Consider the following 14,143-nt stretch of genomic DNA (forward strand, 5'->3'; position numbering starts at 1 on the left):
ACTTTGCGCTTGTCTTCGGTACTGCGAATGCGATTTGCCAGTTCCCTCGCTTCCAGTCGGTCGAGTATGTTAGTAATGGTTGCCGGGCTTAAATTGATGTTGTCGGCAATTTCTTTCACCATGATCCCTGGCTGGCGTTGTATATTCTGCAGTACCAGTAACTGTGGGCCAGTAATGCCTACGTCCTTGCTGAGCTGTTTACTGCGTAAATCTACCGCCCGAATTACCCTGCGAAGGGCAATCAATAATTCTTCTTCTTTTCTCATCTCATGGCCTGTAGCGACGTCGTTTGCTGAAAAACACAATAGAATTGTTTGTATTGTAACGACTACTGAGTATATCAAACCTTTTATAATTCTATAATTATGCAACCAATACTTTATGAGTAACGGTGTAAAAAATACTGATAAATAGTGTTTTTTTACTAAGGCAGTTGTCTTTTTAGCTGACTTTGAACGAGATATGCGGGAATTTATGACAAACCAAATTGCGGGGGAACGGCTAAAAAAAGCAATAATTCAACATATTCGACTGTTGGCAGGAGCGAATATGCTGAATCCGTTAATACCTAACTACAGAAGTGTTTTTCCCGCTTAATATTTACGGCGCTGCAAGCCTGTTTCGGCCAGGATCTTGGCGGAAATCTCTTCAATTGAATACTTTGTGCTATTAAGAAACGGGATTTTTTCTTTGCGATAGAGATTTTCTACCTCACGTAGTTCCATTCTGCATTGCTGCAACGATGCATAGCGGCTGTTCGCACGGCGCTCAGAGCGAATTTGATGCAGGCGTTCCGCCTCTATGGTGAGACCAAACAGCTTGTGCTTAAAGCGCTTTAATACATTGGGTAATTTTAGCATGTCGCCCATATCGTCTTCGGTAAACGGGTAGTTGGCAGCCTTAATACCGTACTGTAGCGCTAAATACAGGCTGGTTGGGGTTTTACCTGAACGCGATACGCCCACTAAAATGATGTCTGCCTCGTGATAGTCCTTCAGGTTGGAGCCATCGTCATTTGCCAGTGCGTAGTTCACTGCTTCTATACGTATATCGTAGGTTTTTTCGTGGATACTGTGGGTGCGATGTTTCTCTGGTTTTGATGGCACGCCTATCACTTTTTCCAATGGCGCAACGAATTGGTCCAGAAAATTGTAGTTAATCCCGACGGATCGGGAGATTATTCGACGAATATCTGTGTTTACTACTGTATAAAAAACGAGCGGCCGTACACCACTATCTTGAAAACTTTCAGATATTTTTTCGATTACGCCATAAGCTTGTTCTTCAGTTTCAACAAATGGAATTGTTTTATGATTGAATTCTGTCGGGAAAAGTGACAGTAAAGCGTGGCCAAACACCTCTGCCGTGATGGCAGTGCCATCTGAAATATAAAATGCGGTGCGCACAACAACTCCTTAACTTTGTCGTAAATTTATTACGAAATGAAATAAAATTTTACTTTCTTATAATCGGCATTTTAGAATTTCCGTATGGAAAATCTAGTCTGCACACCACATCAGGCCTGATTTCCTCTTACCCTACAAGCGCATTTTAAAACCGCGCGTACAGAAATAGTTACAAGCTGGAGGCTGTAAAAGTGCAAGAATACGTACTTTGGTATCAAGAGTTGGGCATGCACGATGTAAATCGTGTTGGCGGTAAAAATGCTTCGCTCGGTGAGATGATTTCAAACCTTGCCAACGCGGGTGTACAAGTGCCAGGTGGCTTTGCAACAACAGCCTATGCATTTAATGAATTTCTAGAGCAAAGTGGTCTGGAAGCGAAAATTCATGAAGTACTCGATGCACTGGATGTCGATGACGTATCAGCGTTAGCTGAAGCGGGCAAAAACATCCGTCAGTGGATCATCGATACGCCGTTCCAGCCTAAGCTGGAGGAGGAAATAAAGTCTGCGTTCTCGGCATTACAGGGTAATGCAGGTAATGAGGCCTCTTTTGCCGTGCGTTCATCCGCTACTGCAGAAGATATGCCAGATGCCTCGTTCGCAGGTCAGCAGGAAACCTTCCTGAACGTAAAAGGTTACGACGCCGTCATTGTTGCCGTTAAACACGTGTTTGCTTCGTTGTTTAACGACCGCGCTATTTCATACCGTGTTCACCAGGGTTACGACCATAAAGGGGTTGCTTTGTCAGCCGGTGTTCAACGCATGGTGCGCAGTGACATCGCTTCATCAGGCGTTATGTTTACTATCGACACAGAATCAGGCTTTGAAGATGTGGTGTTTATTACCAGTTCGTACGGCCTCGGCGAAATGGTTGTGCAGGGGGCGGTTAACCCTGACGAATTCTATGTGCACAAACCTACCCTTAATAACGGTAAACCGGCCATAGTTCGCCGTAACCTGGGTAGCAAATTAACCAAAATGATTTACTCTGCCGATCAAAGTCATGGCAAGCAGGTAACCATTGTTGATATTGAGCCTGCCCAAAGCAAAACCTTCTCGTTAACCGATGACGAAGTAATGGCGTTGGCAAAACAGGCACAAATCATTGAGCAGCACTACAAACGTCCTATGGACATTGAGTGGGCTAAAGACGGTACAGATGGCCAGTTATACATTGTTCAGGCTCGACCTGAAACCGTTCGCAGCCGCGAAGATGCACAAACTATTGAGCGTTTCCACCTGAAAGGCAGCGCAGGTATCGTGTGTGAAGGACGTGCGATTGGCCACAAAATTGGTGCAGGCGAAGCCAAAGTACTGGCATCTATTGAAGAAATGGACAAAATCCAGCCCGGCGATGTGCTGGTTACCGACATGACCGACCCGGACTGGGAACCGATCATGAAGAAAGCGTCTGCCATTGTAACTAACCGTGGTGGCCGTACCTGTCACGCGGCTATTATCGCTCGCGAACTGGGTATTCCTGCGGTAGTAGGCTGCGGCAACGCGACTGACTCTATCCAAACCGGCGACAAGATCACCGTATCCTGTGCAGAAGGTGATACCGGTTATATCTATAACCAGCAGCTTGAGTTTGATGTCACTACGTCACGGATTGACTCGATGCCTGATCTGCCGCTCAAAGTAATGATGAACGTGGGTAACCCGGATCGCGCATTTGATTTTGCCCGTCTGCCGCACAAAGGGGTGGGGCTGGCACGTCTGGAGTTTATTATTAACCGCATGATTGGTGTGCACCCCAAAGCATTGTTGAACTTTGATGCACAGCCAGACGATCTGAAAGCCGAAATCCGCGACATGATTGCGGGCTATGAATCGCCCAGAGAGTACTACATAACCAAACTGGTAGAAGGTATTTCAACGATCGGTGCGGCATTCTCCCCTGAGAAAGTCATTGTTCGTATGTCAGACTTTAAGTCTAACGAGTACTTCAATCTGGTGGGTGGTTACCAGTATGAACCGGATGAAGAAAACCCAATGCTGGGTTTCCGTGGCGCAAGCCGCTATATCTCTGAGGATTTCCGCGAGTGTTTCGCTCTTGAATGTGAAGCCATAAAACGCGTTCGTAACCAAATGGGTCTCACTAATGTTGAGATTATGATCCCATTTGTTCGCACACTGGAAGAAGGTCAGAAGGTAATCGAATTACTGGCTGAACAGGGATTAGTTAAAGGTGAAAATGGTTTACGCGTTATCATGATGTGTGAATTACCCTCTAATGCACTACTGGCCGATAAGTTCCTGGATATCTTCGATGGTTTCTCCATTGGCTCAAACGACCTGACTCAGTTAACTCTAGGTCTGGATCGCGATTCCGGATTGATTGCGCACTTGTTTGACGAGCGCAACGAAGCCGTGAAAGCCTTGTTGTCTATGGCTATCCGGGCTGCTAAAAAACGCGGTAAATACGTTGGGATCTGCGGTCAGGGACCCTCTGATCACGAAGATTTTGCAGCCTGGTTGGTAGATGAGGGCATCGACTCTGTATCGCTTAACCCCGACACTGTGGTTGAAACCTGGTTATATCTGGCCAAACAGCACGGCAATAAAGCCTGATTTAAATCTGACGTTTTTTGCCAATGCTTATTGGCAGATAAATTGTAAAAGCCTACTCTGATAGAGTGGGCTTTTTTGTTTCTGGTGGCAGATAAACTGTTTTCTGGCCGAATTGCCGGAGTAAGAGTACGCTTAAATCTGTTAATCGTACTTTTTTGTTCAAATACCAATATCAGTAATCGAATGTATGGAGACCAGGATGTTTGATAGGCTCTTTGATGGAAGTTTGATGCCACATGGGCATTGTTTGCTGTGGCGATGGGATTTGTTATTTTTGCACCTGGGCGGCGATCTGATGACCGTGGTGGCATATTCGCTTATCCCGTTTGGTATTGTGTATTTCCTGCGCAAGCGCAAGGATCTTAAATTCGATGGATTAGCTGCTTTATTTGCGGGTTTTATTGCGTTTTGCGGCGCCTCTCATCTGGCGGGTGTGATAAATATTTGGCATGGATATTATTTTGTTGAGGGCATGATTAAATTTGCCACCGGGCTGGTATCAATAGTTACCGCATTTTTCCTGTGGAAGCTCATGCCTACTTTTATCAGTATTCCGAGTCTTGGTATGCTGAAGCAGCGCAATGAAGAGTTAGAACGTCTCAGAGCACAACTGGAAGAAACTAACCGGTCATTGGAAGAGAAAGTAAAAGAACGTACCGCGATGCTGGAAAAGCAGGCAAATACGGATGCCGTAACGGGTGTAGCAAGCCGGTTTGCTATTATGAATACACTCAGCCGCAGCTACATAACCTATCAACGGTACTATCGCCCGTTTTCTATATTAATGGTGGATGTTGATCATTTTAAACATGTAAACGACAACCACGGCCATCAGGCCGGTGATGAAGTGCTGGCCGCGCTGGCGCATTGTATCTCAGAAACTATTCGCGCTACTGATAAAGTAGGTCGATATGGTGGTGAAGAATTCCTGGTGGTACTGCCAGAAACTCCCCAAGGGGCGGCAGTTGAACTGGCAGAACGTGTTCGAAAGAATATCGAACAGCTCGCGCTTCCGCAGAATATTAGCATTACATGCAGTATTGGGGTTGCAACGATTACCAAAGACACCACTGACGATGGACTGATTACGCAGGCAGATAAAGCCTTGTATAGTGCAAAACACGCAGGGCGCAATCAGGTTGTGGTGTTTGATAAAAACCAATTTACATCTTGATGAGAAACCCCGGTCCAGCAATACCGATTAGTTTAGCAATCGCTATCAAGCACAGAAATCGTTGGACTACTCCCGGCTGACTGTGCCTGAGTATAGATTACCTTGCAGTTAACCGTTGAGCCAACGCCGCTGGGTAAAATAGCAAACTGGTCTGTTTGGGTAACTGCTTGTGGTGCTGAATCGGTAGAGACTGCGATGCGAAAATCTGTGCCATTTCCACTACCACTGCCATCAATATCTGCCCAGGCGCGCAAATTAGTCACCACATCGCGTATCGCAGGATAACCGTACACAGTGTAAACAGTGCTGCCGTTTAACACCAGGTTTTCATTGGCAGAACGATGTTCACCTGCAACGGCTGACTTTGCAAACACCAGACGAGAACCGCCTTCTAAGGCTGCTTTTACGCCTTGTAATGTCGCTTTGCGAGCATCGCCCTGAAAATCAATAAAACGCGGTGCCGCGGTAACCGACAGAATGCCGATGATCACAATGACTATAATAAGTTCGATTAATGTAAAACCGTGTTGTTTCATGCCTGATCTCTACTACGTAACCTGCATTTGAGTAAGGCGGTATTTAAACTTAATACGTAAATTTAATCCAGTTGCAGGACATTATGCTTTAGTAGGGTAGTCACCGCAGTTGATTTCTACTATCCACAAGGGTATACGGGCACAAACACGTTAAGATCATACTTAAAGCAAAAGGTAACGAGGATAAACTATAGCTATCGTGAACAGCGGGATTTTCGCAACTTGCGGTCTAACAGGTAACGATCGAGGCGTCTTGCTCCCTTACTCATTTGATTTTGGAAATATCGCAACACATGTCTGGCACGGGGCCAGTCGTAACTCAACAATACCAGTCCAGCAAGCACAAATAAAATTGAACCCGGCAGCAGGGTAAGTACAATGCCGCCAATAAATAATACTGCTCCTAAGCCAATTCTAACAATTTTCATTATGGATGATTCCTGAGTGTTGAACGTTGAGTTTACCGTAATAGAATCAAATTCCCATTGTATAAATGTAAAGAAATGTGATGGATTTGGCATTAAGCGGGTGAGGATTCGAGCCCCTGCGCATGCGGGTACAGGGTTTTACCCGATAAGATTTGTTGTTTTACTTTCGCTTCTGGCATTGGTTTGGAAAATAAATAGCCTTGTGCAACCCGACAGCCCATATCGTGCAACAGGGTAGCCTGAGATAAGGTTTCCACACCTTCTGCAACCATGCTACAGCCAAACGACTGAGCTAAGGTAATGGCAGAGGCGACAATTGCCTTGTGGCCAGTATTCACTTCAATATCGGTAACAAAGGCCCTGTCGATTTTCAGTACGTTAACATTCAAATGGGCAAGATACGCCAACGAACTCATGCCGGTACCAAAATCGTCAATTGCCAGAGATATACCGAGCTCCCGAATATTGTCCAGGGCAGCCTTGATATATTTAATATTCAAACTTGTTTCGTTTTCGGTTAGCTCAATTTCAATTAACTCAGGCGCTACCTTATGCGTCGTTAACTGCTGTTGAATAAAACTTACCAAGCCTGGGTCTAATAAATTATACGGCGATAAATTTACCGCAATGGGAATAGCAATACCCTGTTGCTGCCAATACGCAGCTTGCTCAATCACTTTTGCTATAACGTAGCGACCAAATTCTTGTACTTTTCCGCTGTCTTCTATTAAGTCGATAAAATGCCCCGGCATTAGCAAACCCAGCCGCGGATGCTCCCACCGGCATAGCCCCTCAACGCCCACAATACAGCCTGAGCCCAGATCGACTTTGGGCTGGTAATGCAAAATAAACTGCTGTTGCAATATTGCGTCGTGCAATTCTGCCCGCAGTTGCAAATTGTGTTTATAGTCTGCAATTTTATTGTCATCGTACACCTGCCATCCATTGCGTTGCTCTTTGGCTTTGTACATCGCCGTATCGGCACACACAATGAGCGCTTCGGGCTCGTTTGCGTGTGTGGGGTAGTGCGATATGCCTATGCTCGCGCCTGTATTTACGGCAAGTCCGTTTATCATGATGGGAGTATCGCAGGCACCTACCAATTCAATGGCAAGTGCTTCTGCTTGTTCTATACTCAATCCTGGTGCCCAGATAATGAATTCATCGCCGCCAATTCGAATTAACTCCGCAGGTGGCAACACTATGTCTAATAAGCGTGTCGCGACTTCTTTAAGCAGAGTGTCGCCTGCAGAGTGTCCAAAGGAATCATTCACTTCTTTAAATTTATCTAAATCGATAACAAATACGCTGGCTTCTGAAACTGCGGTTGAAGCATGCGGTTTTAACAATGCCGTTGTTAATTTATCCATTAAATACAAACGGTTTGGCAGTCCGGTTAATGCATCATGAGTAGCAATAGTAGCAAGGGTTTCATTAATTTCTTCGGCCCGCTTTGCAATTAACGATGACAGGGTAAGTGCCAGCCAAACTGCAATCCAAAACACCAGCACAGAGGTGATCAACAGCCGTTTTGCCACAAACGACAACGTGGTATCCATTGCTGTTGTTTGTTGAATGAAAGTAACCGTATTGTTTTCACCAGTAAAATGCTGCCACAAAAAGCTGCGTTCGCTTTCTTCAATCAGATGTGTTTTGTTTTGATCCCGGGAGACTAATTTTAATAAGTTGGCCTGCTCGGATTTTGATAACCGATGCCCTCTTTGCCAGCTCTCCTTTGCCCCCTGAATGTGAAATAAGCGCGGTGTGTCGTCGTTAGGGTCCGACAATATATTAATCAACGGATCGGCCTGCTCTGCAATACTGCCCTCACGTAACGTGAGTTCACTACTGAGCATTCGCGCCAGCTTTTCCATGGCGTGTAATTCAGTTTGTAAACTCACATCGGCAGTTAAGCGATAAGAAACCGTAACATAAATCGCAGACACCAATACCGACACAACCAAACAGGCAACGATGAGACGCGGTCTGACGGAGGTATCGCGATTGATTTGGGTGATGGGTTGGACTGGCAAAATAATGACTAACCCAGGGTTATTGTTTACGCGTACTTATTCCTGCCAGATGGTAAACCGGGCACCATCCTGATGCCAGGGAGATTAAGTTAAGCACACCGAAAATGCCCAGCAGAACCTCAATAAACACATCGTCAATAATATCGCCATTGAAAAGCGCAAATGCGCTGACGCCGATGCCAATAAAACCTCTCAATGAACGATCTATCGTGCTCAGATTAGACGTAATTGCCATAAGTTATCTCACTATCGTTATTATTATTACCATTTGAAAATAGCGCTGAACACACTAATTTGCAAGTTGTATAGAAATTGTTACTTCGGTTAGTTGTTATAAATCAATAAATTATAGTTATTTATGATGCGTAATTGACGGAGTATTCATTTTTTGGAAGAACAAAGGAAGCCCGACCTCTTATGTTGAAAAAACCTGCGGTAACGGTGGAGCATGGCGATGTGGCTAGGTATACTTAGCGGCCAAACTAATGACGAGAGCGTTGCCTTGAATTTACCTGTAGTACCCATCGAGTCCTCCATTTCCGAAGTATATCGGCGTTATCTTCTGAGTCTGGAAAAATCCGCGTTTGCTGGCGATATTGAATACAGTTATGGCAGTCGTTTGTCGGTAGCAACTGATAACTCTGTGTACCAAAAGCTACCGCAAGCAGTGGTGTTACCCAAAGGGATAAACGATTTACAGATTATTGGCGAACTGGCAAATCAGCATCCTGACGTGAAGTTCAGTGCACGTGGAGGCGGTACGGGTACAAATGGTCAGAGTCTGACCGACGGTATTGTGGTGGATATGTCACGCCACATGAACAAAATCCTCGAAATCAACCCTCAGGAAGGGTGGGTACGAGTGCAATCCGGTGTGGTGAAAGACGCGCTTAATGATGCTCTGCGACCCTACGGCTATTTTTTCTCGCCTGATTTGTCCACCAGTAATCGCGCAACTATGGGCGGTATGGTCAGCACCGATGCGTCTGGTCAGGGCTCTCTGGTTTACGGGAAAACCAGTGATCACGTGTTGGGATTAACCTGCGTACTGGCTAATGGCGAAATATTGCAAACGTCGCCACTTAGTGTGGAAGAAGCCGAAGAACTGGCTACCCGCAGCGACACTTACGGTCGCATTTTGCGTCAGGTTCTTAGCACCTGTCGCGGTAAGCGCAGTGAAATTCTTGAGAAATTCCCGCGCATGAACCGTTTTTTAACCGGCTACGATCTTGAGCATGCCTACGACGAGGTTAATCAGCGTATCGATGTGAGTCGTTTGATTACCGGCTCGGAAGGCTCTCTGGTATTCGTGGCTGAGGCCAAACTGTCGTTAACCGCTATTCCAAGGCAAACCGCGTTAGTTAATATCAAGTACGACAGTTTCGAATCGGCATTGCGCCATGCTCCCAGAATGATTGCAGCTCAGGCAACGTCGGTAGAGACGGTAGACAGTAAGGTACTGAATCTGGCACGCACCGATATTATCTGGCATTCCCTTGCAGATCTGATTAAAGATGTACCTGGCAAGGATATGCAGGGTCTGAACATGGTGGAGTACAACAGCAATGATTTAGACCAGATCAAAGCCCGCATTGCCCGTCTGGAAGAAGAGTTAACCGCCGCCGCAGCCAGCGGCGAGTATGGTGTAATAGGCTACCAGCTCACTTTTGACCGAGCTGATATCGACAAGATATATGCCATGCGCAAGAAATCCGTAGGTTTACTTGGCAATGCGAAGGGTAGCCAGAAACCTATCCCATTTGCGGAAGACACTGGCGTACCACCAGAGAACCTTGCCGACTTTATTATGGAGTTCCGCGCGCTGCTTGATAGCCATGGTTTGCAATATGGCATGTTTGGTCACGTTGATGCAGGCGTACTGCATGTGAGACCGGCTTTGGATTTATGTGATCCTGAGCAGGAAAAACTCATGCACCAGATTTCAGACGAAGTGGTTGCACTCGTTGCGAAGCACGGTGGTTTGATGTGGGGCGAGCACGGCAAAGGCTTCCGCAGCGAATACGGGCCTGCGTTTTTTGGTGAATCGCTGTTCAACGAGTTGCGCCGCATCAAAACGGCATTTGATCCCGCAAACAAAATGAACCCCGGTAAAATCTGTACGCCATTAGACAGCACGGATGAATTAGTGCGTGTGAGTGATGTAAAACGTGCCACCTTTGATCGCACGATTCCCGTTGCGTTCAAGGAAGCTTTTAAGCCTGCCATGGATTGTAACGGCAATGGCCTGTGCTTTAACTATGACACAACGTCTCCGATGTGTCCGTCCAGCAAGATCACCAAAGACCGCCGCCACAGTCCTAAAGGACGTGCTGGACTCATACGAGAGTGGGTCAGACTGTTATCATTACAAGGTGTAGATACCACTAAGTTGTCAGCCAGCCAGTTCAAAACAAGCTGGTGGACGCGATACAAAAACACCCGGGCTAAACAAGATGACTTTTCCCATGAGGTGTTTGAAGCAATGAGTGGCTGCTTGTCCTGTAAGTCATGCACCAGTCAGTGCCCGATCAAAGTGGACGTACCTACTTTCCGCGCGACATTTTTGTCGATTTACTATCAGCGTTACTTGCGTCCTTTAAAAGATCATTTGGTGGCAAATGTAGAGAAAATGACACCTTTGATGGCGAAATTCCCACGGGTAGTTAATGCCTTTTTAGGGGCGTCCTGGCTGCAGGGAATAATTGAAAAGCGTGTCGGGTACGTAGACGCACCGTTATTATCTTATCCAACCCTCGAACAGCAGCAGTCCGCAATATTTAATACCTTTGATCTGGCTGTGTTATCGGCGGTACCAGAGTCAGAGCGCGAGCGCTACGTGCTTATTGTACAGGACCCGTTCACCAGTTATTACGACGCACAAGTGGTTCTCGACTTTGGCCGTCTGATTCGGGAATTGGGCAAAACGCCTGTGTTATTGCCGTTTAAACCGAATGGCAAACCTCAGCATGTCGCAGGGTTTCTGGAAGAGTTTGCTGTAACCGCTTCAGATACAGCAGCGTTTTTAAATACTGCTGCCGCGTTGAACATGCCCATGGTGGGGGTCGATACACCGCTGGTACTGTGTTACCGGGATGAATACGAGCATATTCTGGGCAGTAAACGCGGTGATTTTGCGGTACACACTGTGCATGAATGGTTACAAACCTTGCCCGCTGAAACCTGGGCAGACCGCGCTATTTCGAAGCCGTCACACGCCCTGGCGTTGTTCGCTCACTGTACGGAAAAGACAGCTTTACCTAAGTCTGAGCAAGCCTGGCAGTCTATTTTTGCGGCAGTTGACCAGCCGGTAGATATTGTGAAAGTTGGCTGTTGTGGCATGGCGGGAAATTATGGTCATGAAGCACAAAATAAAGCCAATTCACTGGGGATTTATGCGTTGAGCTGGGAGCAGGCAATTTCCCGCTATAAGCCAGAGCAAGTAATGGCGTCTGGTTATTCGTGCAGAAGCCAGGTTAACCGTATTGACAGTTTTAAGCCCAAACACCCGCTGCAACATTTACTGCAGTGCATAACCAGAAAATAAATATCATGACAGAAGCAATAAACGAGCAACAAATGACAGCCTGGGTACAGGCGCAGTTTCAAAAAGCCAATCAATACCTGGCGCAGGAAGGGATATTATTTGACAGCGTGATCACCGATCAGAGCCGCTATCTTGCTCCCTTTCTGGCTGTTTGGAAAATTAAAGCCATGGATCAGAAAGTGTACTGGGTAATTTCCGGCGATTTACCCACCGACCTGACTTTGGTTGATAATGCTACTTCAGCACGTGAAGCGTTGCGCTTTTTTTCTATGCGCTGGCAGTTAAAGGCAGAAAACCTGGAAGCAAGTAATACAAAACAGGATGCTGGCCAGGCCGAATTTGTAGGCATTCTACGTAATCGTGCAGACAGTTTGTACGAACTATTCAACAATGACAAACTTTGGGCATAACCCGAATTAGTGAATATGTTCGACGTCCGGAAGGTCGAAGTGGGAGAGCTGGCAAACCATTTTTTGCATGGGTAAGCCAGCTTCCATAAATACTGGTCCTTCTGGATGAAATCCCCGCTCGCGGTGATAGTCGACACGTTCCAGCGCAGATTGCACTTTTACCTGCTGGATATTGTTAACACTGGCCAGTTTCAGCAATGCTGAAAACAGAGTTTTGTAAACAGTTATGTTGCGATAGCCTGGTAACACGGCAATGCGACCAAGCTCGCCGAATTGGGTGAGTCTGCCGGTCGCAATGGGCTTGTTGTGTTCATCCAGAACCAGAACATGAAAAGCGGTGAGGTCGAGTTCGTCAAATTCAGCACTTTCCGGTAAGCGCCATTCAAGTACAAACACCGCCCGTCGAAGCGCTTCGAGATGATGTCTCGCAGAATCCCATCTGACGGCTTCGATATTGTAAATCATACAATCCCCATTACTCACATATAAACTGGTAATAACCCATATTAGTCAGTGTAGTAAACGCTGAAATTATGTCCAGTTTACCCGGATGACTGTTAAAGTCTGCAAGACCGATAACATTTTTCGCTAATAATTGTGCCAAAAATGCATTATCTGAACAGCTGTGCGGGACTTTTTCACCATTTACAAATAGCCAGTCTGCGGCTTCAGGATGCATGATGGGGCGCAGGCCGGTTAGCCGGTCAAGCATTAGTCCCTGTTCAAAATCACTCAGGGTTTGTGAATCCGTAACCGTCGCTTCTGGCGACTCTGGCTCCAACGATTGTTCACTAAGCAAAGTAAGCAGTGATAATAGGAAGTCCTGTGTTTCTGTAGCCTGAATAATGAGTTGTTTCAGGTTGTGTGAGTCTTCTGAGGTTACCCATACCGGTGTGCTACCGTTCTTCCGCTTAGGGTCTGAAAATCGCAGCGGCACGCTGGCTTGGTCGGCGAAATGTTCTGCCAGAAATCCGGTAAGCTGCGCTTGTTCTGGGGCGCGAAAGCCAACTGAGTAGGTTAAACTTGGCTCTATTGCTTTGCCATCATGCGGCCAGCCAGGCGGTATATATAACACATCGCCGGGTAACAGCTCACAGTCAATAATGGGGGTAAAGTCATCAACCTGGCGAAGACCAGGGGCGGTGATATGTTCTGTAGTACAGTCCGGGGGGCCAACCCGCCAGCGTCTGCGGCCTTTGCCCTGTACTAAGAACACATCATACTGGTCAACATGCGGCCCAACGCCTGCACCGGGTATCGCAAAGCTGATCATTAAATCATCCATTCGCCAATAGGGAACGAAGTTAAAATGTTCCATCATTTCTGCCGCGTCCGGAACAACTCTGTCAACGCCCTGAACTAACAGGCTCCATAGTCCTTTGCATTGGTCAAAATCGTCAAAAGGTCCCTGAATAACTTGCCACGATTGTTTGTGAAAGCGAACTATCCGGCTGTCGAGTTCAGCCTCCATGGCCAGGCCAGCCAGTTCATGCTCGTCAATGAAATCTTCAAATTGCGGGAAAAACTGTCTTAATATACAGGGTTTTTGTTGCCAGTAGTTCCCTAAAAATTCATTGCTGTCGAAATGTGTCACTGTTATTCCAGTTAGAGGTGAATTGAACAACATGATAGCAGAAACGGTTGGCAGTCGTTGCTTCCGTATGGTGGTTTTTGTTGTTGCAGACACTCACCGATCGGTGGGTTTACACTCGTAGCAACCGTTAATGCCAGGGTGTTTCGGGCTATGTAAGCGATGAAACACCTGGTTAACTGGTGTATCCAGCAGTGCTTCTGTTTGTGTGCAGTAGCGAATGGAAGCCTGACTGCACGACTGCTCCAAAAATGCGGCAAGGTTAACAGTTTGGCCCCATACATCAAATTGAGGGCGCTGACTACCCAGTATGCCAGCGTTAACCGGCCCGGTTGCAATACCTATCCGCAGTTGAAAAGGGAGTTTACTGCGTTGCGCGAGCTTATTTATCAACTGATGAAGTGCGATTGCAAAGTCCATGACTGCGCTGCAGTTTTGTTGCCGGTCA

General features: G+C 46.5%; 13 protein-coding genes. 4 read left to right on the top strand and 9 right to left on the bottom strand.

The window, feature by feature from the left end; all coding sequences use genetic code 11:
- Both ACLR2L_RS13540 and ACLR2L_RS13545 read right to left on the bottom strand, forming a co-directional pair.
- The coding region (locus ACLR2L_RS13540; protein ID WP_413368714.1) for a MarR family winged helix-turn-helix transcriptional regulator at nucleotides 1-266 on the bottom strand (266 nt) is incomplete at its 3' end.
- Nucleotides 267-593: 327 nt separating this feature from the next.
- On the bottom strand, nucleotides 594-1,406 hold the full coding sequence (locus ACLR2L_RS13545; protein WP_140956799.1) for a pyruvate, water dikinase regulatory protein: 813 nt from the start codon (nucleotides 1,404-1,406) through the stop codon (nucleotides 594-596).
- A 191-nt stretch (nucleotides 1,407-1,597) separates the two neighbouring features.
- Between ACLR2L_RS13545 and ppsA the strand changes: the two genes are divergently transcribed.
- Nucleotides 1,598-3,979, top strand: a complete 2,382-nt coding sequence (gene ppsA, locus ACLR2L_RS13550) for a phosphoenolpyruvate synthase (protein WP_413368716.1) — start codon at nucleotides 1,598-1,600, stop codon at nucleotides 3,977-3,979.
- A 199-nt stretch (nucleotides 3,980-4,178) separates the two neighbouring features.
- Nucleotides 4,179-5,153, top strand: coding sequence for a GGDEF domain-containing protein (locus ACLR2L_RS13555; protein ID WP_413368718.1), 975 nt, complete (start codon nucleotides 4,179-4,181; stop codon nucleotides 5,151-5,153).
- Nucleotides 5,154-5,185: 32 nt separating this feature from the next.
- Here ACLR2L_RS13555 and ACLR2L_RS13560 read toward each other — a convergent pair whose 3' ends face one another.
- The 4 genes from ACLR2L_RS13560 to ACLR2L_RS13575 all read right to left on the bottom strand — a co-directional run bounded on the left by ACLR2L_RS13560 (nucleotide 5,186) and on the right by ACLR2L_RS13575 (nucleotide 8,385).
- Nucleotides 5,186-5,689 (bottom strand): prepilin-type N-terminal cleavage/methylation domain-containing protein, encoded by a 504-nt coding sequence (locus tag ACLR2L_RS13560; RefSeq protein ID WP_413368720.1) that lies wholly within the window; start codon nucleotides 5,687-5,689, stop codon nucleotides 5,186-5,188.
- Between the two features lie 194 nt (nucleotides 5,690-5,883).
- Complete coding sequence (locus ACLR2L_RS13565) at nucleotides 5,884-6,117, bottom strand: PGPGW domain-containing protein (protein ID WP_140956803.1); 234 nt, start codon at nucleotides 6,115-6,117, stop codon at nucleotides 5,884-5,886.
- Nucleotides 6,118-6,209: 92 nt separating this feature from the next.
- Entirely contained in the window at nucleotides 6,210-8,150 is a 1,941-nt protein-coding gene (locus ACLR2L_RS13570; RefSeq protein WP_413368723.1) for a putative bifunctional diguanylate cyclase/phosphodiesterase, read from the bottom strand.
- Nucleotides 8,151-8,169: 19 nt separating this feature from the next.
- Nucleotides 8,170-8,385: a DUF2892 domain-containing protein gene (locus ACLR2L_RS13575; protein WP_413368725.1), complete on the bottom strand. Its 216-nt coding sequence runs from the start codon at nucleotides 8,383-8,385 to the stop codon at nucleotides 8,170-8,172.
- Between the two features lie 219 nt (nucleotides 8,386-8,604).
- Here ACLR2L_RS13575 and ACLR2L_RS13580 point away from each other — a divergent pair, with 219 nt between their 5' ends.
- Both ACLR2L_RS13580 and ACLR2L_RS13585 read left to right on the top strand, forming a co-directional pair.
- On the top strand, nucleotides 8,605-11,694 hold the full coding sequence (locus tag ACLR2L_RS13580; RefSeq protein ID WP_413368727.1) for an FAD-binding and (Fe-S)-binding domain-containing protein: 3,090 nt from the start codon (nucleotides 8,605-8,607) through the stop codon (nucleotides 11,692-11,694).
- Nucleotides 11,695-11,699: 5 nt separating this feature from the next.
- Nucleotides 11,700-12,104, top strand: a complete 405-nt coding sequence (locus ACLR2L_RS13585) for a DUF4826 family protein (RefSeq protein ID WP_140956806.1) — start codon at nucleotides 11,700-11,702, stop codon at nucleotides 12,102-12,104.
- Between the two features lie 6 nt (nucleotides 12,105-12,110).
- On the opposite strand, the gene ACLR2L_RS13590 is transcribed toward ACLR2L_RS13585, so the two are convergent.
- From ACLR2L_RS13590 to ACLR2L_RS13600, 3 genes are all read right to left on the bottom strand, one after another.
- Nucleotides 12,111-12,569, bottom strand: coding sequence for a GNAT family N-acetyltransferase (locus ACLR2L_RS13590; RefSeq protein WP_140956807.1), 459 nt, complete (start codon nucleotides 12,567-12,569; stop codon nucleotides 12,111-12,113).
- 10 nt (nucleotides 12,570-12,579) lie between these two features.
- Nucleotides 12,580-13,698, bottom strand: a complete 1,119-nt coding sequence (locus ACLR2L_RS13595; protein ID WP_413368730.1) for a cupin domain-containing protein — start codon at nucleotides 13,696-13,698, stop codon at nucleotides 12,580-12,582.
- Nucleotides 13,699-13,791: 93 nt separating this feature from the next.
- On the bottom strand, nucleotides 13,792-14,143 hold a 352-nt coding region (locus tag ACLR2L_RS13600; RefSeq protein ID WP_413368732.1), incomplete at its 5' end, for an adenylate/guanylate cyclase domain-containing protein.

The organism is Alteromonas sp. AMM-1 (genome assembly GCF_047290655.1).
Taxonomy (GTDB): domain Bacteria; phylum Pseudomonadota; class Gammaproteobacteria; order Enterobacterales; family Alteromonadaceae; genus Alteromonas; species Alteromonas mangrovi.

Excerpts from the sequence above, each read along its gene's own strand:
- ACLR2L_RS13555 (WP_413368718.1), top strand. The coding sequence starts at position 4,179 with ATGTTTGATAGGCTCTTTGATGGAAGTTTGATGCCACATGGGCATTGT.
- ACLR2L_RS13560 (WP_413368720.1), bottom strand. The coding sequence starts at position 5,689 with ATGAAACAACACGGTTTTACATTAATCGAACTTATTATAGTCATTGTG.
- ACLR2L_RS13565 (WP_140956803.1), bottom strand. The coding sequence starts at position 6,117 with ATGAAAATTGTTAGAATTGGCTTAGGAGCAGTATTATTTATTGGCGGC.
- ACLR2L_RS13575 (WP_413368725.1), bottom strand. The coding sequence starts at position 8,385 with ATGGCAATTACGTCTAATCTGAGCACGATAGATCGTTCATTGAGAGGT.
- ACLR2L_RS13580 (WP_413368727.1), top strand. The coding sequence starts at position 8,605 with ATGTGGCTAGGTATACTTAGCGGCCAAACTAATGACGAGAGCGTTGCC.
- ACLR2L_RS13585 (WP_140956806.1), top strand. The coding sequence starts at position 11,700 with ATGACAGAAGCAATAAACGAGCAACAAATGACAGCCTGGGTACAGGCG.
- ACLR2L_RS13590 (WP_140956807.1), bottom strand. The coding sequence starts at position 12,569 with ATGATTTACAATATCGAAGCCGTCAGATGGGATTCTGCGAGACATCAT.